Here is a 22,715-nt window from a genome sequence, read left to right on the forward strand (position 1 = left end):
TTAAATAACCATGAAAAAACATATTCAAGCATTCATATTACTGTTTTTTGCGACCGGCCTTATAGCGGCAGCGCAATCTGATAACATCAGCCCTCAAAGGAAGCAGGCCATTGATTCATTGGCACTAGAAAAGGTAAAAGACCTTAGTAAATACATCAGCATTATCGGCAGCAAGGATACCCAGTTTTCTGAGGCAAACCGTGTGATGGACCGTGCAGAGGAGCTATTTGCACCGGGATCTGAAATGGGTGTTTCTTCCTTGAGCTCTCAAGATGTAGCTTATTATCCGGTGAGAAGGTATTTCGAGCGGTTAATGGCCCTCAATTATGATAATGTGACCATTAGCTGGTATGATATCCACTATATCTCTGATCTGGAAAGACAACCTGACGGTAGGTATGTTGGAGTCGTGACGATCTATCAGCGATTTGAAGGAACTTCTGTAGAGACAGGTCTAAATTATAAAGATACCACCAAAAAAGACATCACCATTTACGTAGAGAAAAAACAAACGCAGGTAGCCGGAAGAACTATCGAGTTTTGGGATGTGATGCTGGGTGATATTAGAGTGACTGAAACTTCCGCATGAAGAAATTAAGCTTATTAGCAATTATCATTATTTCATCCATACAATTTGTCTCGGGGCAGGGCTTAGGCGGCCCCGGGCAAATTAAGGATGATGGCAGATTCGCTGCCTCTACCAAACAACTAAACCAATTCTTTAGAAGATTTAATGCCGAAGAGAGTGAGGACGGCATGACGCGTTATCATCAGGGAGATGAAATGTATCATAACCGTGACCTTCGCATAAAATATGTCAATTTACTTTTTGATAATGAAACCTCAAATATTACCAAAAGCCTAAAGCAGGACTTTGTTGCCCATGTGACGGCTGAAAATTACCCGCAATATTTGAATTTTCACAGGGACAATTGGTTTGCTGAGGTGTCGTCTGTATTTACATTCAAAGGGAAAAGGACCAATGTAACCCTATTTATGGAGATTCAGCCAGAAGGGCTTGGTTTTGAATGGGTCATTAAAAAGGTTGCCTTTGATGGTTTCAAACCTTACTTCGACAAGAAAGAAGGTCAAAACAAACCATTTCTGCATCCACTAAGCCATGAATTAGGTTTTATGAACCTCAGAAAGGCACTTCAGGATAATTCTACTCCTGAATCCTATACCCCAGATGATTATGAACCCGATTATTTGACACTGTTTCTTTACGAGATCAAAAGTGGCAATATGAAATTTGAAACGGTGAATGGAGTTAAGTTTCACTTCTTCCAAATTGAAGATTGGTATTTTGAAGTTTCTCAATTTAACCGTCCCGGATTCAATACCGGTTGGCTCATGAGTAACCTTACTAAGGTGGACAATGAAGAAGAAAAGCAGGCTATTTTAAATTATATCTATGATCAGAAGTAGGCTATATATCATCTTATGGGGATTGATCCTTGTGCCAGGAATGGTATGTTCCCAAGATTTGGGATCTTATTCCAAGCAGGAAGTGAAAGACTTTTCCCAAAAAGTGGAAGATCAGATACAATTTCTGGAGTATTTCCTCAATACCGTAGGAAGTGAAGAGACTTCTGCGCGGGATAAGGATGTGATTATCACGGAAAGTTATAAGAAGATTTTTCGTGATGATAAGGTACAGGTAGAGGATGACCTCTTACTGGATCGACAGGTCATTACAAATAAGGATGTGCCGGCGTACCTAAAGGACGTAGAGTTTTTCTTTAAAGATGCCAGTTTTAAATTCAAGGTGAGGGATGTGAAGCCCTTTCTCCGCGATAACGATGAACTGTCCTTTTTAGTCTCCATGGATCGAACACTGACGGCGGTAGGGCTGGATGATGAGGCCATCGAGAATACCAAACCGCGATTTGTGGAAGTAAACCTGAATCCTCAGTCCAATGAGCTTAAAATAGCCAGTATTTATACCACTAAACTCAGCAGGGACGAGGAGCTTACCGAATGGTGGAGCAATCTTTCGTTGGAGTGGGAGACGTATTTCAGAGAGCAATTTGGATTGATGGAAGATTCCATCACCATTGACCATCTGAATAGAATCAGTGCGATGGACAGTCTGGACCTTTCTGGAAATAGCCTTATCCAAGACCTGAGTCCACTGGAATCCTTGCGGGATCTTAAGTACATTGATATCAGCAATACCATGATTCAGGAGCTTGGGCCGATCAGTAATGTTACTTATTTGGCTTATTTGGATGTTTCCAATACGCCCACTGCAGATATTCAGTTTGTGAAGTATTCCGATAATTTAGAATACCTGAACATATCCAATACCTTGATCGAAAATATCGATGACCTTACCTCTTTGACGAATTTAAAGGTGCTGGTTGCCGAAAACACCCCTTTGATGAGCTTTGCTGGGTTAAATTCATTTTCGGGATTAGAGGAGCTTAACATGGAGAAAAGTGGTCTAAACAATGTGGAGAACATCCATCAGTTGACCAATTTAAAACGGTTAAATATCAGTGGTAATTATTTGATCAATTTTGAGTTTTTAGCCGATCTTAAGAATCTAGAAGAAATTAATCTTTCAAGGACGAATGTAGGCAGCCTGGAGCCGCTAAAAGACCTGGAGCATTTGGAAGTGGTTAAAATCAATGAAACCACGGTGAATAGTCTCGAGCCTTTGGATCAAAAGGATGGTTTGGCGACAGTTTATGCAGACAGAACTGAAATTGCAGAGGAACAGGCCAATGCCTTCGCGGTGAGCAACAGGAGGGTGTTATTGATCCATAATGTTGAAAATTTACAGACGTGGTGGACTACGCTTCCTGAAGGTTGGGAAGCTGTTCTCAGGAAGTATATTCCGGGGAATAGGAGTCGCATGCCTTCAGTGGAAGAGATCAGTAGGATAGTGGGCATGGATTCATTGGACCTTTCAGGCAGTGAAATCATCAATTTACGTCCCGTTATCAAGTTTAAGAAATTGATCTCATTGAAATTTGATGATACTAAGATCCATGAGCTAAGCCCAGTGAGAGAGCTTCAAACTTTGAAGCAGCTATCGGCTAATTTCACCCCAATAACCAATGTGGAAGATATCGGTAAGGTAAATGGGCTGGAGAGAATTTCATTGAAGGAAACCCTGATCAGTAGTATCGAGCCGTTGCAGAAATTATATCGACTCGAATTTCTTGACATTGATCATACAGACGTGCCCAAATGGGAGGTACAGACGGTATTACAAGTAGTTCCCGACGCCAATATAATTTTCAGATCAGATGAGCTGAAAGGTTGGTGGAATAGTTTGGATGGTGTTTGGCAATCTATTTTCGTGGAACAATTTAATATTTCTACGGAACCTAATTCAAGGGAATTGCACAAACTTACCTCCAATAGGGTTTTGAAGATTCAACGGAAAAGTATTCAGAACTTAAGGCCATTGGTAGATTTTATCAATTTGCAAACGCTTCAAATCTACGATGTGCCATTACATGATATTTCAGACTTAGCAAGTTTTGAACTGATCAAAAATCTGAGCATCACCCAAGCACCGATCACCACAGTAGAGCCTTTGGCTGGTTTAAAAACCTTGGAGCATCTCAACCTATCCAATACGGGGATAGAGGATCTCCGTCCGCTAGAGGGATTGACGGATTTAGAAACGTTGATTCTGTCGGGAACAAGCGTGAGACGGTTGAGAGGACTGGATACGCTGCATAAGCTTGAGGAACTTGATATTGCCAGTACCGATGTGCGCAGCATTAGGGATATAGAAGACCTAAGAGGATTAAAAAAACTCAGCTGCTTCAATACCCGCATCAATAGCAGGCAAATCGATCGATTCAAAGAATCAAATCCTGAATGTGAGGTAAGGTATTATTAGACTTCCCATAAATGGAATGAAGGCCGTGGCAGAAATTTTTGTCACGGCTTTTTTATGGGAAATTGTTTCAAGAAAAGTATGTGCCAAATGTAAAGTTGTGGAGTGTCCGTTTACGTAATGGTTAACCCACGGATAGCTATAAATACCACAAAGCCGCAAAGACACCAATTGGATGCTGTAACCTGCCCTGAAAGGAACTGAAAATTGCGTTGTGCCTGAGTGACTTCGTGGCGTATGATTGTCCCGATAAATAAATTGATGCCCTCCAGAAATACAGCTTTATCTGCAGTGATCCTCTGTTGGTAGCAAAAGCCTGTTAATGGAAGGCAAGAAAACATCCCGTCAGTGCCATAGGTAAGGAAATGATGTGGCAGTAGGATTTAGTCCCTACAGATTCCTCAGCACAAGCCCTGGAAGGGCGTCATCACAGTAGCCATGGGGAAAACCCATGGTTAAATCATTGATCTAAGGTTTCCTGTTTTAGCGGCATGGTCTTCACTACTCCCTCTTAAATTTCCGCTAAAACCCATCCACGTCACAGATAATAAAGGATGAATATTGATGAAGAGGGAATGAACGATTAACGGCATGTTTCAGCTTTAGGGTCCGACGGGTATGGCATAGAAAAGAGTCTATTAGCTTCATGGAAAAGCCATGTACATATAGAGATTCCACAACCACCCCAAGACATCATACGGATGCTAAAACCTGTCCTGAAAGGAACTGAAAATTGCTTTGTGCCTTAGTGACTTCGTGGCGTATGACTTTCTTGATAAATAAATTGATGCCCCAGAAATACTGCTTGATTCAAGAACATGCTACTGAAACAAAAAAACCGGGATAGCTTTAACTTAACCCGGTTTGTTCTTTGGTAAATATGAATGGTTAATTCATTCCCAGCGTTTTTTCAGGAACATCCTTTACACACCTAAAGCCCACATTGGAAGAGCCGCTGTCATAAGCATGTCCTTGACGGGCACTGGGCCTGTAATTGATGCAGTAGTTGTCAGAGCATAGGTATGAGCCGCCTTTGATGACCCTTTCTTTTGCGTACGGATTGGTAGGATTATAGCATTGGTTCATGTTGGCATCTAGTTTTGGGGCATTTCCGGTAAGGCGCTGGAATTTGATCGCATCAAACCAATCATCGGTCAGTTCCCAAACATTACCGATGATATCATAAAGTCCATAATCATTTGATGGGTAATTTTTGACAGGCGCAGTTCCCATAAAACCGTCTTTTCCTTGATTACCATTGGGAAATCTTCCTTGAAAAGTATTCGCCATAAATTTCCCTTGAGGTCGGAGTTCATCGCCCCAAGAATACCGTTTTTCAATTAACCCACCTCTTGCGGCAAATTCCCATTCTGCTTCAGTGGGAAGTCTTTTCCCAGCCCATTTTGCATATGCAACGGCATCATCATAGGCGATATGAACTACTGGATGGTCCATTCTTCCCTGAAGATCGGAACCAGGCCCTTCTGGATGCTTCCAGCTGGCTCCTGGGGTCCATTTCCACCAGTTAGATATATCCCTAGTATCTACAGGCCTGTCAGGAGCCACGAAAACCAAAGACCCTGGCTGAAGCAATGAATCAGCAGGTTTAGGCGTATCCGGGGGCAATTGCTTTTTCATCTCCTCCCATTCAGGTTTTTTTTCTGCTATGGTCACATATCCCGTTTCATCTACAAACTTCTTGAAAGCTGCATTGGTCACTTCGGTTTCATCCATCCAGAAACCTTCTACATGACGTTTGACAGCTGGCCTTTCCACAGGGTAAGCATCTTGTTCGTCAGTTCCCATCATGAAATCCCCACCGGGGATCCATACCATTCCATCCTGTTTGCCCTGTTCTTGGACGGAAGATTGAGAGCTGGTGCTGGAATGATTATTTGCGACTTCTTCGGTATTTTTTTCTTCACTACAGGCCCATAATAGTCCTGCTGTGGCGGCTAGGAGCATGGTGCTACCAATGGGGTTTTTATTGAATGATATTTTCATAGTTACTTATATTACTATTTTGTAGCCAGTTTAGGTTCAATGGACAAGTTATGCGCTTGCTAATTAAATGAAAAGTATATCCTTGAAAGATTGCACCAAAATAAGGAATTAATTGGAGGTAAAAGGCCATTTGTAAAATTGTGCAGGAAATAGTGACCAAAATCATCTAGTTGTGCTTGCTCAATAAGGCTACGTGAAACGGATATGTGGGGTTTAGTGTTTTTTGGTATTGCGCTCATACAACTCGATAAAGTTTTCTACGCTAATCCTTTTTACCAGTTTACCAATAAGTTCAAAAGGAATAGCATCGGGTTTTTTAAACCTAATGCAACTTTTCCCCATGTCCAATTTGAACCTACTGAATTTGGGGAATTCATCAACAAACCATTGCATGATCTTGTCGTCTGCATACATGCCACAATGGTAAAGTGCGATAAAGTTTTTCTGGTTGGCGATGGAAATAAAGGGCAGTGGGAGCTTAGGATTGCAGTGATATCCTTTGGGATAAATAGCATGTGGCACTACATAGCCGATCATCCCATAGTTCATGGTTTCTTCATAACCGAGAGGAAGGTTGTTAAGAATCGTTTCTCGTAGTTTTATTAGAGCATCTCTGCGGTTCTCAGGAACCTTGGTAAGGTATTCTTGTGGGGTTTTAGCCTCTATTTTCATGCTTTAGAGTATCAGGTTATGCTTTTGGAAACGGTTGGGTGATTCGCTCCCTTACCATTTCTTTTGCAGATTCTCCCAAAAGCACCACAGAGGATATGACCAATAGCAGATAGTTAAGGATAATGGTGAGGTTAAAAGGTAGGGCTTTGATACAATAGATGGTGACAGCAATAAAAATCAGGGCGCTTAATCCACCTCCGACGATGCCTAATTTTGGTGACTTGAAATGGGCTAAAAGGAGCACAGCGGTAATGACAGCTGGAACTGACCACGATAATTTTCCCGAAAAAACCAAATAAGTCGCTTCTTCCCCAAATATCGCATAGCAACAAACGGCCACCCAAAATGCTGACATTACAATCCTGAGTACCTTTTGACCGATTTTTTCAATTTGAAGGAGTTGATTGACCATAGCTTTAGTGTTATTTTAATATGTAGTGTGGAAATAAATTAATTTTACATGATAAAATAACGTAAATTTTAGGTTTTAGCTAGGAATTTTCGGGAAATAATGGTGCACAGTGTCTTGAAGGCGTAAGATCAAGTCACGTTAAGTTTAGGGCCTGAAAAATTCCCTTATTCAAAACCTACCAAAGAAATTCAGGTATGGGAGAGCGGTTATCGCTATAAAGAGCAAAAAAAAAGCGACCAATTCAATTGGTCGCTTAATAATGATTTAAAGAGATGTATCATTAAGCATCACTTGTATTGTCGTGCAGTTTACCGAGCTCTTGATCAATGGTCCAAAGTCCAATACCCTCTTCACCAATGATGTCAAACAGTTCCAACGCACGACGGGCCAAGGTTTCTTCTTCACGTTGTTCAGTAACATACCACTGCATAAAGCTGAAGGTGGCAAAATCCTTCACACCAAAACAATGGTCAACGATGATGTTAATGGACTTGGTCACCTGAATTTCATGCTCCAATGTGAGTTGGAATATCTCTTTTAGGGAGTTGAAATGATGCTTGATTCCAGTAATTTCTGGCTGTACGGCCAAACCACCTGCTTCATTGATATAGTGGAATAGCTTCAACATATGTTGTCTTTCTTCCTCCGCGTGTTCATAAAGTAATTTGGCTGCATTGTTGTAGCCCATCATGTCACACCAAGATGCCATGCTTAGGTAGGAAGCCGATGACTTACCTTCCATTTCAATCTGTTTGTTCAACATCTTTTCTGTATCGTGTAATAATGAACGTTGCAGCGTTACTATTTCCTTTTCTTTCGTTTTCATAATCCCTTAATTTTAAGTTCTTGTTACAAACATAACGAAATTATCAGAGTGTAGTTCAATGTTTCGGGGGTGTTTACGGAATTTAGAATTGGTATAATTAAAGTTCTAAAGAATAATATTCTGTCAATATTAATTTAAATTAAATTTAAATAAAATCCCATAATGGCCTGTATCGTAAACTAAACTGGAATATGCTCTTTTCTTCCTCTATAAAAAGCGCCAAAAAGCACTTTACAGGCTTAACTTCACCATTATTTTTTTTAAAATTGCATATGAAAATAGTTGCAATGATTCCCGCACGTTATGGTGCCACACGTTTCCCTGGAAAGCTTACGTCAGATTTATGTGGCAAGCCCGTTATTGTAAGAACCTATTTGAGTACTATGGCCACCGGATTATTTGACAAGGTGATTGTGGTGACTGATCATAAACAGATCGCAACCCAAATAGAACAAGAAGGCGGGGAAGTTTTTTTTAGCCAAAAAGCACATGAAAGTGGCTCGGATCGTATTGCTGAAGCGGTAGCTGATGTGGAAGCTGATGTGGTGGTAAATGTGCAGGGGGATGAACCCTTTCAGGATAAGGAATCATTGTCCGGCTTGGTGAATGCTTTTACAGATAAATCGGTACGAGTGGCATCCCTTATGCGTAAAATTGAAGATGATGTAGACGTCATCAATCCTAATTCAGTTAAAGTGGTAGTAGATAAAAATAGTTTTGCACTTTACTTTAGTCGATGTCCTATTCCTTTTGTCCGAGACAAGTTTCAGCCGGATTACTTTAGACACATCGGCGTTTATGCCTATACCAAGGAACTGCTCATGACGTATACCAACTGGGAAAAAACCATGCTGGAAAAAGCTGAAATGCTGGAGCAATTACGGTTGTTGGAGAATGGTATTCGGATTAAGATGGTGGAAACGACCCATGAGGCAGTGGCCATTGATACCAAGGCTGATTTGGATCGGGCAATTGCGTTTTATCAGCGAAATTACCAATGATCGGGAGGACGTCTTTTAGGCTACAGCCTTCAGGCCAATGATGGAACCTATTAATAACATTAAAAAGCCTATTCTTAGCCAGTTAGCGGGTTCTTGGAAAAAGAAAATCCCCACCAAGACGGTACCCGCTGCTCCAATTCCCGTCCAAACTGCATAAGCTGTCCCCATGGGAATGGTTTTAATAGCTTGGTTCAGTAGGTAGAAGCTCACACAAATGCTAATAAAAAAGGCAACGGACCACTTTAGATTGCTAAAGTTATCGGCCAATTTTAGGGAAGTGGTGAAGGCTACTTCAAAAAGCCCTGCAAAGATCAATGTCAACCAAGCCATAACGCTGTTTTTTTTGTAAAGATACTGCTGTATCCTCTAAGGACATTTTACATAGGTTAAAAAAAATCGATTCTATTGGCCTCTTCGGATCCTGCTGAGCGATACTTGACTAATTCCTAGATAGGAGGCAATATTGCCTAAGGAAATTCGCTGGAGGATTTGCGGGTAATCATTTATAAGGTCCAGATAACGCTGTGCCGCAGGTTTAATTTGTCGGTCGATCAATCGCCTTTCGGTTTTAAGCAGCTCCTTTTCAATCATTCTTCTCCACCAATTGGCAATTTCAATATTTTCATGACAGCACTTTTCTAACCACTCGTTTTTGATTTCCCACAGTTTACACTTTTCCAAAGTAGTTATGCTTTCATATCCAGGACTGTTCAGGAATTTGCTGTTGTAGGAAAACAGTAAATCTCCCTCAAACCCAAACCAAAAAGTAACCTCCTTACCATCATGGTTAAGGTGGGCCTTTACGCAACCGCTGATAATGAGGTAGCTTGATTTTTCTGTTTTCCCTTCTTGGATGATGTTATGGTTTCTGTCGAACGTCATGATATTTCCGGAGTCAGCCAATATGCTTATGGCCGATTCAGAAAGTCCATATTGGTGATATAAAAAATCTGAGACCACCACCTTATTAATTGTTCAATAAACTTAACGTATGCACAGCCGCAAGACCGGCAGTTTCTGTCCGCAATCGGCTATGTCCTAAGCTGACGGGAATAAACCCTTTTGCTTTAGCCAAGTTAATTTCTTCGGGCGAAAAATCTCCTTCGGGGCCGATTAGGATCAGGTAAGCACCTTTAGCCTTTGCTACTTCAAATAAATGGTGGCGGTGGTTTTCATCAACATAGGCAATGAATTTTTGCAGGTCATCTTGGGCATGTTTATCCAGGAGTTCCTCGAACGAGGTAAGCGGATCAATGATGGGGAAATGGGTTTTTAAGCTTTGCTTACATGCCGAAACCATCTTTTTTTCAAGCCTGTCAGGTTTTAAAAAGCTTCGTTCCGAATTGGAGGTCTTTATAAATGTCAATTTACTGAAACCAATCTCAGTGATTTTTTCCAGCATCCATTCCATTCTGTCCGTGTTTTTGGTGGGGGCAATGGCCAAATGGATGTGATGGTCGGGCAGGGGAGTTGCCTTTTTTTCGATGATGCTAAGCTCAGCTCTTTTAAGGTCACCTTTTGTAATTTGACAGGAAAATAAATGGCCCTTACCATCTGTCATAAACACCTCGTCACCCACGTTTTTCCTCAGGACTTTGACCAAATGCTTTGACTCCTCGGGATGAAGGGTGATGTTACCGGACTCAGGGATGTCTTTTTGATAAAATAATTGCATGAACCTGTGGATTTTAAGCAAAGATAAACAGCTTACCAGCCCTATGCCAATAAAAAAAGCGCAAATCATACGATTTGCGCTTTTCCTAACCTTAATTAACCTTTATATAATTTAATCCTTAGAAAGTTCCATATTGACTGGCTTACCCTTAATGGTATTCCTTTTCATCACATTAATGACATGACTGGCATCTTTTGACGGTACGTCCACGAAGGAGAAATTGTCAAAAATATCGATTCCACCAATCAGGCGGCCTGAAATTCCGGCTTCTCCTGCGATGGCACCAACGATATCATTTGGTCTGATGCGGTCTTTTTTGCCGAGATTAAGGAAAAGTCTGGACATGTTAGCTTCCCTTCTTCCTCTTTCACGTCCACCTTTTCGGCCTGCTGGACGGTCACCACGACCTTTTCTACCGCCTCTTTCAAAACGATCTCTACCTCGGCCACCTCTTTCTCCTCGATCCCTGTCACGACCTAGATTGAGATCAAAGTTCATGTCAGAAAGTTCCTGGATGGATTTGCCCATTTGTAGTTTCACCAATCCAAGGGCAATTTGGTCCATGCTTAACCCTTCGGCAAGCATTTGGCCTAGTGCCGCTTCAAATACTTGGTTGTCTTCCTCTTTAGAAAGTGAAGTGGTAACTTCTTTTACCAACTGATCCTTTTTCTGGTCGATCATTTCAGCCACAGAAGGAGGATTCATTTTGGTCAAAGTTGTCTTGATATATCTTTCCAGATCTTTAAGCCTAAATATATCCTTTCTTCCGGTGATGAAAGAAATGGCCATTCCAGATCGACCTGCTCTACCTGTTCTACCGATACGGTGAACATAATATTCCTCATCAAGCGGAAGGTCATAATTGAAGACCACTTCCACATTGTCCACGTCAATACCTCTAGCTGCAACGTCCGTAGCAACCAACACGGTACAGTGACCTTTTCGGAACTTGTTCATTACCTTGTCCCGTTGAGCTTGGGAAAGGTCTCCGTGTAGTGCTTCGGCCATAATTCCTCTGGCAATCAAGCCTTCAGTCACTTCGTCCGTAGCCCTTTTGGTATTACAGAAAACCACACCAAGATTAAACTGATGGATATTGATCAGTCTCGTGATCAACTCCATCTTCAATGGTGGCTTCACTTCGTAATATACCTGGGAAATATTTTCCACAGTAAGTTCCTTTCGCTGGATTTTGACGATCTCAGGATTGGTTTGGTACTTTCTGGTCAAGTCCATGATGGGCTTGGCCATAGTAGCTGAGAAAAAGATCGTTTGCCTGTCCTCTGGCATTTGGCTAAGAACGGTTTCGATATCTTCTCTGAAACCCATGTCCAGCATCTCATCAGCCTCATCCAGTACGATGGTCTTTACCGTGTCTAGTTTTAGCGTACCGCGGTTCATGTGATCCATCACACGGCCTGGAGTACCCACTACGATTTGAACACCTCTTTTAAGTGTTCTGATTTGACGATCGATTGCCTCACCACCGTAAATAGCAGTGCTGAAAATGCCTTTTTTGTACTTGGCAAGTTTGGTGATTTCACCTTCTACCTGTACGGCAAGTTCCCGAGTAGGGCATAAAATCAATGCCTGAGGCTGCTTGCTGCTACTGTCCACGCGATCCACGATAGGGATTCCGAAAGATGCTGTTTTCCCCGTTCCAGTTTGTGCCTGACCAATGACGTCATGGCCTTCTAGCATTAAAGGGATTGATTGTGCTTGAATTTCTGAAGGTTGGGTATAGCCCATACCTTCCACTGCCTGTAGAATTTCTGCTGAAATTCCCAGGTCTGCGAATAATGTTTCGTTTTCCATGAATTTTTCCTTACTCCTGCGCCCTGATTTCCCTTGATATAACCCAACGCTACCGAGTAAGGAACCTCATGACTCAGAAAAGTTCTTTCTTAATTGAGCTGCAAAGATATGTGAAATAATTGGTTTATACAAATTAGACTACCGTGTTATTAAAATAAATAATAAATAAAAAGGCATCATGGAGAAAAATATTTGGTACGATAGGGGTAGGGGCACGTCGTAAAATCACGAATATTTTGATAAATGATAAGATAGGATTAAAATATATGTATGGGTTACAGACGTGTAGTAATATCGAAGCCAGTGGTACCCCACAAGTGCCCGCTACAACTTATTTATTATTGAAGGAAGAAGTATTATCTCAACCGTTGTGAATGACTCTTTCTCCAGTAATATGGCTGGATCTGGGGGGGGGAAGGTAAGAAAATAAAAAAGCGGGATGTTTACACCCCGCTTTAGTTATTAGTTACAGTTACTGTTTAGATTATAATTTATCTATCTCCCATAGAAACGTATGAACGCTCATTAGGTCCGGTATACACTTGTCTTGGTCTACCAATTGGTTCATTGTTTTCCCTCATTTCTTTCCACTGTGCGATCCAGCCTGGAAGACGGCCCAGCGCAAACATTACGGTAAACATGTCTGTCGGGATGCCAAGGGCTCTATAGATGATGCCAGAATAGAAATCCACATTAGGATATAATTTTCTGTCCACAAAGTATTGGTCGTTAAGCGCTGCTTCTTCCAGTTCTTTGGCAATTTCCAAAACAGGATCGTTTACGCCCAATTTACCCAATACATCATCGGCTGCTTTTTTAATGATCTTAGCTCTTGGGTCGAAGTTTTTATAAACCCTGTGGCCAAAGCCCATAAGTCTAAATGGATCATTTTTGTCTTTGGCTTTGTCAAGGTACTTTTTGGTGTCTCCACCATCTTCCTTGATCGCTTCCAGCATCTCGATTACGGATTGGTTAGCGCCACCATGAAGTGGTCCCCAAAGGGCATTGATCCCAGCTGATATGGAAGCATAAATGCTGGCTTGACTGGATCCTACTATTCTTACCGTAGAAGTGGAGCAGTTTTGCTCGTGATCAGCATGGAGGATCAACAGCTTATCCAAGGCCTTTGCAATGATTGGATCTACTTCATACTTCTCTGCTGGAAGGGCAAACATCATTTTCATGAAGTTAGAGCAGTAGTCCAAGCTATTGTCAGGGTAATTGGCTGGGTGCCCCATTTTATTTTTATAGGCCCAAGCGGCAAAAGTCGGCAACTTGGCCATTAATCTTACGATGCTCAATTTGATTTCTTCATCGGTCCTGTTTGGATCCAGAGAAGTAGGGTAGAAGGCAGTCAAAGAACAGATCAAAGAAGACAGTACTCCCATTGGGTGGGCTACGGATGGAAAGCCATCGAGGATCTTCTTGATGTCTTCATGCACTAAAGTATGATAGGTGATTTCATTTGCAAACTGATCATATTGCTCTTGAGTAGGAAGCTCACCATAAATCAATAGATAAGAAACCTCCAAAAAGTTAGACTTTTCAGCCAGATCTTCGATGTTGTACCCGCGGTATCTGAGGATACCTTTTTCACCGTCCAAGAAAGTGATGGCACTTTTGGTAGATCCGGTGTTTTTGAATCCTGGGTCTAGTGTTATTAATCCAGATTGGCCTCTTAATTTGGCAATTTCTATTGCCTTCTCATTTTCAGTTCCTTCTGTTACTGGTAATTCATATTCGGTACCGTTGAAGGATAACTTAGCTATTTCAGACATAAGTTTTACGTTTATCTATTTATGGTTTTGTTCAATCATGAAACCGTATTTGGCGGCCTTAAGTTAATAAAAAACCGCCTTATTTTCATAATAAACAGTATATATTACACGAATAAAATTAAGTAATTTTACTTAATTTTATTTCTCAGTTATTTGTTGCATTCAAATTGCGCAATAATCGGAAAAGCAACCTTACTTGGGTTAATGTGTTATGGGGCAAATGGTCCATAACTCGAAATAAAATCTTGTGTTAGCTATATCGAGCTGATGGTTAAAAAAAAAGTAGTCCACGGAGGTGGACTACTTTTAAGGATTACTTGCAGAAGTGTTCAAAAACTTCTACCAAATGTTCTCCAATAATTTGGGCATTTCTCCCTTCTATATGGTGTCTTTCAACAAAATGCACCAACTCGCCGTCTTTAAAGAGGGCCATGGCAGGAGAAGAAGGTGGGTAAGGAAGGCAAAGTTCCCTAACCTTGTTTACTGCTTCTGTATCATTTCCGGCAAATACCGTAGACAATGTGGTAGGTCTTGCATCGGTTTTGTCAAGCGCATACTTTACACCAGGCCTTGCAGCACCTGCCGCACAGCCACAAACAGAATTAATGACGATAAAGGTGGTTCCTTTGTCATTCTTTAAGTGATTCTCTACATCTTCAGCGGTTTTAAATTCCTTAAAACCTACTTCTGTTAATTCAGCACGCATTGGTGCTACTAATTCTTCAGGGTACATAATATCTTCAGTTTAAATTAGTGCTCTTACATAAATCCCAATTCCAACTTGGCTGCTTCGGACATCATGTCCTGCGAGTAAGGCGGATCAAAGGTAAGTTCGACCTCTACATCGTTAATGCCTTGAATTTGTTGGATGCGGTCCTTAACCTCTGCCGGGATAGATTCTGCAGAGGGACAATTTGGGGATGTCAAGGTCATCAAAACATAGACATTGTTTACAGGAAAGACACTGATTTCATAAATCAGTCCCAATTCATAAACGTCTACGGGAATTTCGGGGTCATACACCAGTTTGATGGCTTGTATTACCTTGTCCCTTAAATCAGGGATATTGGCCGGTTGTGCAGTTTGGTTTTCTTCTGACATATTCTACACGTTTAATTTTGATTGATAGGCGAGGGCATAAAGCTTCATTTGTTTGATCATGGATGCCAAGCCGTTTGATCGCTGAGATCCGATGATATTGCCCATGCCTATTTTTTCGATAAAGTAAAGGTCTTCATCTATGATTTCTTTGGGAGACCTACCGGAAAGTACCCTGATCAGCAAACTGATCAGGCCTTTGGTAATATCTGTGTTGGAATCTGCTTTGAAGATGATTTTTTGGTCCTTTATTTCTGTGGTAAGCCATACCTTGGACTGGCAGCCTTTAATCAGGTTTTCATCCAATCTGGCTTCCTCAGGAAATGCATCCAATTGGTTTCCCAATTCCATGATATAGAATATGGTAGATTCTCTATCTCCTTCGAGAATGGAAAATTCATCTATGATTTCTTCCTGAACTTGCTTGATATCGCTCATTTATTTTTCAGTTTGGCAATTTTGCGAACACTTTCACAGAGCTTGTCCACTTCTTCTTTGGTGTTATAAACAGAAAAGGAAGCCCTAACAGTTCCCTCAATATTAAATCGGCCCATGAGCGGCTGGGTACAATGGTGACCTGTCCTCACGGCAATTCCGGCAGCATCCAGCATCATCCCCACGTCAAAGGGGTGCATGTCGTTTATCAAAAAGGATAGCACGCTCACCTTTTGATCGGCCGTACCCACAGGAATGAAGCCTTTAATATCATTTAGTTGGGTCATGGCATGTTGAAGTAATTTCTCTTCATGCGCTCTGATAGCGGATTTCCCAATTTCATTGACAAATTCCAACGCTTTTTGAAAAGCAATGACATCTGCAATATTAGGGGTTCCCGCCTCAAATTTAAACGGGATATCATTGAAAGTGGTCTTTTCGAAGGTGACTTCTTTGATCATTTCTCCACCGCCTTGGTAAGGAGGCATAGCTTCCAATATTTCCCTTTTACCATAAAGAACTCCAAGACCGGTCGGACCATAGATTTTATGGGCTGACATCACGAAGAAATCACAATCCAGCGCTTGCACATCAATGTCCAAATGGGCAGAAGATTGAGCACCATCAATCAGAACTTTTGCACCGACCTTATGGGATTTTTCAATAATCTCTTTGACTGGATTTATGGTGCCCAGGGCGTTGGAAGCATGGACGACCGCTACCAATTTGGTTTTCTCATTGAGCATGTCGTCAAACGCTTCCATGAGCAGCTCCCCTTTTTCATTGATAGGGATCACTTTAAGTTTAGCACCTTTTTCTTCACAGAGCATTTGCCAAGGTACGATGTTGGAATGGTGTTCCAATGTACTGATGATAATCTCATCGCCCTTTTCAATAAACTTTCTGCCAAAGGTAGCTGCTACGAGGTTAATGCCTTCTGTGGTGCCTTTAGTAAAAATAACCTCTTCATCCTCCGCGGCATTAATGAATTCTTTTACTTGCCCTCTGGTCTTTTCATAGTGCCTAGTGGCTCGGTCAGCTAATGTATGGGCACCGCGGTGGATATTGGAATTATCATGGGTGTAATAAGCAGACAATGCCTCCAGCACCCTTGTTGGTTTTTGGGTAGTGGCGGCATTATCCATGTAAATGAGAGGCTTTCCGTTCACTTCTTGGTGAAGTACTGGGAATTGCCCTCGGATATGTTCAGTATTCAGCGTCATGAAAGGCGGTTATTGGTTGATTGATGAAAAGAAGGACATTGTTCCGTGACAGGAGTGACAGGCCTTTATCATCAAGGTAAAAGAGCATGGGGCTTTACAGCCCCATTTATCATGGTACTGTCAGGCGGGTTATAGCTTACCCAATCGTTCTTGAACGAGCGCTATGCAGTATTCCCGCAACGGCTCTATTTTAATATGGTCAAGAATTTCTCCTGCAAAGGCATAGAGCAGTAGGTTTTTGGCTTCTACTTTACCAATGCCCCTTGCTTGAAGATAAAACAATGCTTCCTCATCCAACTGGCCTGTGGTACAGCCGTGGGAGCATTTGACATCGTCTGCCCAAATCTCCAATTGCGGTTTGGTATTGATGATGGCATCTTCTGACAGAAGGATATTGTTGTTTTGCTGGAAAGCATTGGTCTTTTGAGCGTCTTGTCGCACAAAGATCTTTCCGTTAAAAACACCCCTGGATTTGTCTGCAAGGATCCCTTTATAAAGCTCATTGGAATCTGCATGTGGCATGGTATGGTCCACATTGGTGTGGTTGTCCACATGGGTTCCGCCGTTTAGCAGGTAAAGCCCGTACATATTGCCTTCACAGCCGCTATCTCTTAGGTTAAGGGTAAGGTTGTTTCGGATGAAATCCCCCTTAAGCGACAATGTCACTGTAGTAAGCGTGGCATCACGATGGATGTCGGCTTCGAAGTTATTTACGTCGATGGCAGCATCACTTTCGTTTTGGATTTTATGAAAGTATAGGTGGGCATTGTCATCTACCTTCACCTCGGTCAAGCTGTTCAGGAAATACGGCTCCTCATCCACACTGATGATGCGTTCGATAAAGGTGGCCTCGGCATTAGCTTCTCCATGGATAAATACCCTTGGCGCTACTACTTGGCCGTCTGTTGCTTGACAGAAGTGCAGCAATAGAATCGGCTTTTCCACTACCTTGTTTTTGGCAATGTGGATATGGATACCATCTGCAAATAACACCGAGTTCAACGCATTGAACGGTTCCTTTTCCGGCTTAGCAATCGTACCAATTAGATTGGCAGCATTGGTGTCAATTTTTGAAAAAGGAGCGATGGTATAGTTTTCCGCTGCATAATCAGATAATGAAGCATCAAATTGACCATTGTTAAAAACCAAAATATCGGCTTCAAGCTCAGGAATCAATACATCTTTTACCTGTTCTGATGTCAGCGTAAGTTTTCCGGCTATCTGAAGATTGGAAATACCATTCTCCAGTTTTTTGCTGATAGGACTAAACTTATATTCCTCTGCCTTAGGAGCCGGCAGTCCATCTTTTTCAAGGACTTCAATGGCCATTTCCCTCAATTTTGGCAAAGTACCATTTGCCCCTTTACGGGCGATATCCAAGAAAGTATCCGTTAATTTATTTTTAGTTATTGTAGTCATGAATATTCAAGAAATATGTGGGTTTGACAATCGGACAAGTCGAAGATTAGACAGAAGCTCCGTCTACATCTGCCTTGATCCAGTCATAACCATTTTCTTCAAGATCCAATGCCAGTTCTTTTGAACCTGATTTTACAATTCTACCCTTGTAAAGCACGTGCACATAATCAGGGACAATATAGTCCAACAATCGTTGATAGTGCGTTACGACGATCGTGGCATTGTCTTTTGATTTAAGTTGGTTGACGCCGTTTGAAACGATCTTAAGGGCATCAATGTCCAAACCTGAATCAGTTTCATCCAAAATAGACAGGGTTGGCTCTAGCATGGCCATTTGGAAGATTTCATTTCTTTTCTTCTCTCCACCTGAAAAGCCTTCGTTCAGGGCACGGCTCATCAGTTTTTGATCGATTTCGACCAGCTTCATTTTTTCCTTCATTAACGAAAGGAATTTCACAGCATCCAGTGCCTCTTGGCCCCTGTATTCTCTCACTTGGTTCACTGCAGTTCTGAGGAAATTCGTGGTGCTTACACCAGGAATTTCCACAGGGTATTGGAAAGCCAAGAATACACCTTCTCTGGCCCTGTCTTCTGGATTCATTTCCAGTAGATCTTTGCCATTGAACGTTACTTCTCCATCGGTAACCTCATATTCTTCCCTTCCGGCCAATACTGATGCCAAGGTGGATTTACCAGAACCATTTGGTCCCATGATGGCATGGACTTCCCCCGGTTTGATTTCAAGGTTAATTCCTTTCAGGATTGGTGTTCCTTCGATAGATGCGTGTAAATTTTTTATGGATAACATGATTTGAACTGATTTCTTTCTAATAAGTTGGTAATATATGGATCCAATGGTATCCGGTTTGGATCCACTGAATTTGGTTAACAAAGGGTGGGGGAGAAATTATCCCACACTTCCCTCCAAGGTAAGGGCCAAAAGCTTCTGGGCTTCTACCGCAAACTCCATTGGAAGCTGGTTCAATACCTCTTTGGCATAGCCGTTTACAATCAAGGCTACGGCATCTTCACTGTCGATCCCACGCTGATTGCAGTAGAAAATCTGGTCTTCACCGATCTTGGAGGTCGTAGCCTCGTGCTCTACCTTGGCGGTGGGATTTTGAATGTCTATATAAGGAAAGGTATGTGCTCCACATCGGTCTCCCATCAAAAGGGAATCACACTGGGAGAAGTTCCGTGAATTGACGGCCCTTTTCATCACCTGCACTTGGCCTCTGTAGGAATTCTGCGAATGACCGGCAGAGATACCTTTGGACACAATGCGCGATTTGGTGTTTTTACCAATGTGAATCATTTTCGTCCCTGTATCCGCTTGCTGGTAATTGTTGGTTACCGCTACTGAATAGAATTCACCGACAGAGTTATCTCCTTTCAGGATACAAGAAGGATACTTCCAGGTAACGGCAGATCCCGTCTCGACTTGTGTCCAAGAAATCTTGGAATTGTCTCCGGCACAAATGCCCCTTTTAGTTACAAAATTATAAATACCGCCTTTCCCATCTTTATCGCCTGGGAACCAGTTTTGTACAGTAGAATATTTTACTTCAGCATCTTTGGCTGCATAAATTTCTACTACGGCGGCGTGCAATTGGTTTTCGTCTCGTTGTGGTGCTGTACAGCCCTCCAAGTAAGATACATAGGATTCATCCTCTGCCACGATCAAGGTTCTTTCGAATTGCCCTGTGTTGGCAGCGTTTATCCTGAAATAAGTGGAAAGCTCCATGGGGCATCTTACGCCCTTAGGGATATAACAGAAAGACCCGTCCGAAAATACGGCGGAGTTCAGTGCTGCATAATAATTATCTGTCATGGGAACCACGGAACCCAAGTACTGCTTGACCAGCTCGGGATGCTCATGGACAGCCTCACTGAAGGAACAGAAAACTATTCCAAGCTTGCTAAGGGTATCCTTAAACGTAGTACCTACCGAAACGGAGTCAAGTACTGCATCTACTGCAATGCCTTGGAGTTTCTTTTGTTCGTTGAGGCTGATGCCCAGTCTTTCATAGATCTGAAGCAACTCAGGATCTACCTCGTCCAAGCTTTTTGGCTTGCTTTTCTGCTTGGGAGCAGAATAATATTTTAAGGCTTGGAAATCTACTTTAGGGTAGTTGACATTGGCCCAATCGGGCTCGGTCATATTTTGCCAAGTACGGAAAGCCTTAAGCCTCCATTCCAAGAGCCAGGTAGGCTCTTCTTTCTTGGCCGAAATCCAACGGATAATTTCTTCATTCAAACCGGCAGGAGCTTCATCAGCTTCAAAATCAACAGACCAGCCGTGTTCATATTCTTTCGAGGTGAATTCCTCTAAAATTTCGTTGTCTTTGCTCATAAAGCGAGTTATTTAGACTAATTACATTTTGTACCGCAAAGATATAACATTAATCTAAAATTATATGTTCAATGACAATGAAAATTCTTTATGGGAAATAGAAAAAAACAATGTGCTGGGTGTGAAAAACAAAAGTTTTTATAACCAAAAGCACGAAAACCGCACTTTTGGTTATATTGGTAAAAGTCAATTCAAACACTGAATATTTACTATAGTTTTTAAATTAGATTTAATCTAAATAACTATATTTTCTAAGAAAAACTACTTAGCATCTTGCTCAAAAAGCTGTATCGGTCGATTTATACTTTCCTCCAAGACGATGAGTGTTTCTGTTCGGTCGATTCCATCCACTTTTTGGATTTTGTTCAGGACGTCTCTGAGGTGGTTGGTATCCTTACAGATTATCTTGGCAAAGATGCTGTAATTTCCAGTGGTATAATATGCATTTACAACCTCAGAAATTTCTTTCAACTTTTCGATAACATTGTCATAAAGTGAGCTTTTTTCAAGGTAAATTCCCAGATATGCTGAAATATCATAACCCAATTTCGAAAAATCAATGTTGAGTGTGGCACTTTTGACAATTCCCATATCTTCCAATTTGCGCATCCTCACATGCACGGTACCAGAAGAAACGTAAACCTTCTTGGCAATCTCCGTATAGGGGGTTTTTGCATCTTCATTAAGTAATGAAATGATCTTCAAATCAACATTGTCAATATCTAAATTTTTATCCATTATTTAATTATTTGGTTACCTTTATTTGAATAAAGATGCATTCAAATTATTGAATTGTCAAAATTTACACGAACATTTTTTTTGATTTGCAAAATATCAAAAAATGTATTTACTTTGGGATTACATTGTTAAAGACGGTAAATGTTTTGAAAACAATCGATTGATTTAAAATATATGATTGTTTTTTGTGAAAATGCTTACCAAAACAATGGTTTTTATATTGAAACTTTTAATCTCTAAAGTTATATTTGGGTTTATATTCTGAAAAGGGTCTTGCTACTGGCAAGACTTTTTTGTTTTTATGGTGCAGGTAATTTAGACCAGAATTGAGGTCAAGCATAATTTCGGGTCAAGCGGAAAAGTTGGGGATTGCCAGTTTGCTTAGAGGTAATAACACAGATAAATCAAAATGCCACACGTCCCAATGGCTCCAAAAGGATGCTTTAACCTAGATTGAAAGGAATTTAGTATTGTTTCGTGCCTTCGTGACCTATCTTTATTCCACAAAGCTCTCCATCATTCCCATTCGGTTCCTCTCCTTGAAGGAGAGGCTAGGAGAGGTTAAAACTGTTGGCTACGGATGAACATAGATGAACACAGATATTATTTAAGGGTATTGAGATAAAGAGTACGGAAATTGACAAGACATAAAAGGAGATGGTAAAGCATCTCTACAGGCTTGACCTAAGCTTTTTGAACTGAAGCTACAGAAAAACCTTAGTGCCTTCGAGCCTTTGTGGCCTATCACTATTCCACCAAGCTCTGCATCATTCCCATTCGGTTCCTCTCCTCGCAGGAGTGGCTAGGAGAGGTGGAAACTGTTGGCTACGGATGAACATAGATGAACACAGATATTATTTAAGGGTATTGAGATAAAGAGTACGGAAATTGACAAGACATAAAAGGAGATGGTAAAGCATCTCTACAGGCTTGACCTAAGCTTTTTGAACTGAAGCTACAGAAAAACCTTAGTGCCTTCGAGCCTTTGTGGCCTATCACTATTCCACCAAGCTCTGCATCATTCCCATTCGGTTCCTCTCCTCGCAGGAGTGGCTAGGAGAGGTGAAAACTGTTGGCCATGGATGAACACAGATGAACACGGATTTTTAATGAACGGTTTTAGGGAGCGGGGGTAAATTGGCAAAATCCAGAAGGATAAGTTTCTTTCAGTTTTACACCTATGTGACAAAAAAAACTTAGTGCCTTCGAGCCTTCGTGGCCTAACATTATTCCACCAAGCTCTGCATCATTCCCATTCGGTTCCTCTCCTCACAGGAAAGGCTAGGAAAGGTGGAAAAGCATTTTATCATCCTACTAACTGCCCTAAACTTTTCGCTTGGCTCCTAAAAAGACACCCAATGATAATGACTAATTCCTAATCACATCTAAATCCTACCATTGATCCAA

At 41.4% G+C, this 22,715-nt stretch carries 21 protein-coding genes; 4 read left to right on the forward strand and 17 right to left on the reverse strand.

Features of this window, described 5'->3' with window-relative positions:
* Nucleotides 1-10 precede the first annotated feature (10 nt).
* The 3 genes from ECHVI_RS14860 to ECHVI_RS14870 are packed head-to-tail and all read left to right on the forward strand — an operon-like array spanning nucleotide 11 to nucleotide 3,862.
* Nucleotides 11-589 (forward strand): hypothetical protein, encoded by a 579-nt coding sequence (locus ECHVI_RS14860; protein WP_015266835.1) that lies wholly within the window; start codon nucleotides 11-13, stop codon nucleotides 587-589.
* Nucleotides 586-1,428: a hypothetical protein gene (locus ECHVI_RS14865; RefSeq protein WP_015266836.1), complete on the forward strand. Its 843-nt coding sequence runs from the start codon at nucleotides 586-588 to the stop codon at nucleotides 1,426-1,428. The genes ECHVI_RS14860 and ECHVI_RS14865 overlap by 4 nt, the downstream gene beginning before the upstream one ends.
* On the forward strand, nucleotides 1,415-3,862 hold the full coding sequence (locus tag ECHVI_RS14870; protein WP_015266837.1) for a leucine-rich repeat domain-containing protein: 2,448 nt from the start codon (nucleotides 1,415-1,417) through the stop codon (nucleotides 3,860-3,862). The genes ECHVI_RS14865 and ECHVI_RS14870 overlap by 14 nt, the downstream gene beginning before the upstream one ends.
* Nucleotides 3,863-4,747: 885 nt before the next feature.
* On the opposite strand, the gene ECHVI_RS14875 is transcribed toward ECHVI_RS14870, so the two are convergent.
* The 4 genes from ECHVI_RS14875 to ECHVI_RS14890 form a co-directional block, all read right to left on the reverse strand.
* On the reverse strand, nucleotides 4,748-5,863 hold the full coding sequence (locus ECHVI_RS14875) for a formylglycine-generating enzyme family protein (protein ID WP_015266838.1): 1,116 nt from the start codon (nucleotides 5,861-5,863) through the stop codon (nucleotides 4,748-4,750).
* Nucleotides 5,864-6,076: 213 nt separating this feature from the next.
* Nucleotides 6,077-6,535, reverse strand: coding sequence for a DUF1801 domain-containing protein (locus ECHVI_RS14880; protein ID WP_015266839.1), 459 nt, complete (start codon nucleotides 6,533-6,535; stop codon nucleotides 6,077-6,079).
* A gap of 16 nt (nucleotides 6,536-6,551) precedes the next feature.
* Complete coding sequence (locus ECHVI_RS14885; RefSeq protein WP_015266840.1) at nucleotides 6,552-6,947, reverse strand: hypothetical protein; 396 nt, start codon at nucleotides 6,945-6,947, stop codon at nucleotides 6,552-6,554.
* A 280-nt stretch (nucleotides 6,948-7,227) separates the two neighbouring features.
* Nucleotides 7,228-7,773: a ferritin gene (locus tag ECHVI_RS14890; protein ID WP_015266841.1), complete on the reverse strand. Its 546-nt coding sequence runs from the start codon at nucleotides 7,771-7,773 to the stop codon at nucleotides 7,228-7,230.
* 272 nt (nucleotides 7,774-8,045) lie between these two features.
* On the opposite strand from ECHVI_RS14890, the gene kdsB reads away from it, so the two are divergent.
* Complete coding sequence (gene kdsB / locus ECHVI_RS14895; RefSeq protein WP_041738710.1) at nucleotides 8,046-8,774, forward strand: 3-deoxy-manno-octulosonate cytidylyltransferase; 729 nt, start codon at nucleotides 8,046-8,048, stop codon at nucleotides 8,772-8,774.
* A gap of 15 nt (nucleotides 8,775-8,789) precedes the next feature.
* Here kdsB and ECHVI_RS14900 read toward each other — a convergent pair whose 3' ends face one another.
* The 13 genes from ECHVI_RS14900 to ECHVI_RS14960 form a co-directional block, all read right to left on the reverse strand.
* Nucleotides 8,790-9,104 carry a DMT family transporter gene (locus ECHVI_RS14900; protein ID WP_015266843.1) on the reverse strand — a complete coding sequence of 105 codons (315 nt, stop codon included), beginning with the start codon at nucleotides 9,102-9,104 and terminating at the stop codon, nucleotides 8,790-8,792.
* A 72-nt stretch (nucleotides 9,105-9,176) separates the two neighbouring features.
* Entirely contained in the window at nucleotides 9,177-9,656 is a 480-nt protein-coding gene (locus ECHVI_RS14905; RefSeq protein WP_157501444.1) for a Crp/Fnr family transcriptional regulator, read from the reverse strand.
* 85 nt (nucleotides 9,657-9,741) lie between these two features.
* Nucleotides 9,742-10,449, reverse strand: a complete 708-nt coding sequence (locus ECHVI_RS14910; protein ID WP_015266845.1) for a 16S rRNA (uracil(1498)-N(3))-methyltransferase — start codon at nucleotides 10,447-10,449, stop codon at nucleotides 9,742-9,744.
* A 111-nt stretch (nucleotides 10,450-10,560) separates the two neighbouring features.
* Nucleotides 10,561-12,264 (reverse strand): DEAD/DEAH box helicase, encoded by a 1,704-nt coding sequence (locus tag ECHVI_RS14915; RefSeq protein ID WP_015266846.1) that lies wholly within the window; start codon nucleotides 12,262-12,264, stop codon nucleotides 10,561-10,563.
* 491 nt (nucleotides 12,265-12,755) lie between these two features.
* Complete coding sequence (locus ECHVI_RS14920; protein WP_015266847.1) at nucleotides 12,756-14,042, reverse strand: citrate synthase; 1,287 nt, start codon at nucleotides 14,040-14,042, stop codon at nucleotides 12,756-12,758.
* 313 nt (nucleotides 14,043-14,355) lie between these two features.
* On the reverse strand, nucleotides 14,356-14,775 hold the full coding sequence (locus ECHVI_RS14925; RefSeq protein ID WP_015266848.1) for a BrxA/BrxB family bacilliredoxin: 420 nt from the start codon (nucleotides 14,773-14,775) through the stop codon (nucleotides 14,356-14,358).
* A gap of 26 nt (nucleotides 14,776-14,801) precedes the next feature.
* Entirely contained in the window at nucleotides 14,802-15,143 is a 342-nt protein-coding gene (locus ECHVI_RS14930; RefSeq protein ID WP_015266849.1) for an SUF system Fe-S cluster assembly protein, read from the reverse strand.
* Between the two features lie 3 nt (nucleotides 15,144-15,146).
* Nucleotides 15,147-15,578, reverse strand: coding sequence for a SufE family protein (locus ECHVI_RS14935; protein ID WP_015266850.1), 432 nt, complete (start codon nucleotides 15,576-15,578; stop codon nucleotides 15,147-15,149).
* Complete coding sequence (locus tag ECHVI_RS14940) at nucleotides 15,575-16,798, reverse strand: cysteine desulfurase (RefSeq protein ID WP_015266851.1); 1,224 nt, start codon at nucleotides 16,796-16,798, stop codon at nucleotides 15,575-15,577. Before ECHVI_RS14940 ends, ECHVI_RS14935 begins: the two co-directional genes overlap by 4 nt.
* A gap of 129 nt (nucleotides 16,799-16,927) precedes the next feature.
* A complete protein-coding gene (gene sufD / locus ECHVI_RS14945) occupies nucleotides 16,928-18,217 on the reverse strand; it encodes a Fe-S cluster assembly protein SufD (protein ID WP_041738713.1) in 1,290 nt (429 codons plus the stop codon).
* 46 nt (nucleotides 18,218-18,263) lie between these two features.
* Complete coding sequence (gene sufC / locus ECHVI_RS14950; RefSeq protein ID WP_015266853.1) at nucleotides 18,264-19,025, reverse strand: Fe-S cluster assembly ATPase SufC; 762 nt, start codon at nucleotides 19,023-19,025, stop codon at nucleotides 18,264-18,266.
* A 99-nt stretch (nucleotides 19,026-19,124) separates the two neighbouring features.
* Nucleotides 19,125-20,570 (reverse strand): Fe-S cluster assembly protein SufB, encoded by a 1,446-nt coding sequence (gene sufB / locus ECHVI_RS14955; protein WP_015266854.1) that lies wholly within the window; start codon nucleotides 20,568-20,570, stop codon nucleotides 19,125-19,127.
* Between the two features lie 261 nt (nucleotides 20,571-20,831).
* On the reverse strand, nucleotides 20,832-21,308 hold the full coding sequence (locus tag ECHVI_RS14960; RefSeq protein WP_015266856.1) for an Lrp/AsnC ligand binding domain-containing protein: 477 nt from the start codon (nucleotides 21,306-21,308) through the stop codon (nucleotides 20,832-20,834).
* Between the last annotated feature and the right edge of the window lie 1,407 nt (nucleotides 21,309-22,715).

The sequence above is a fragment of the Echinicola vietnamensis DSM 17526 genome (assembly GCF_000325705.1).
Taxonomy (GTDB): Bacteria; Bacteroidota; Bacteroidia; order Cytophagales; family Cyclobacteriaceae; genus Echinicola; species Echinicola vietnamensis.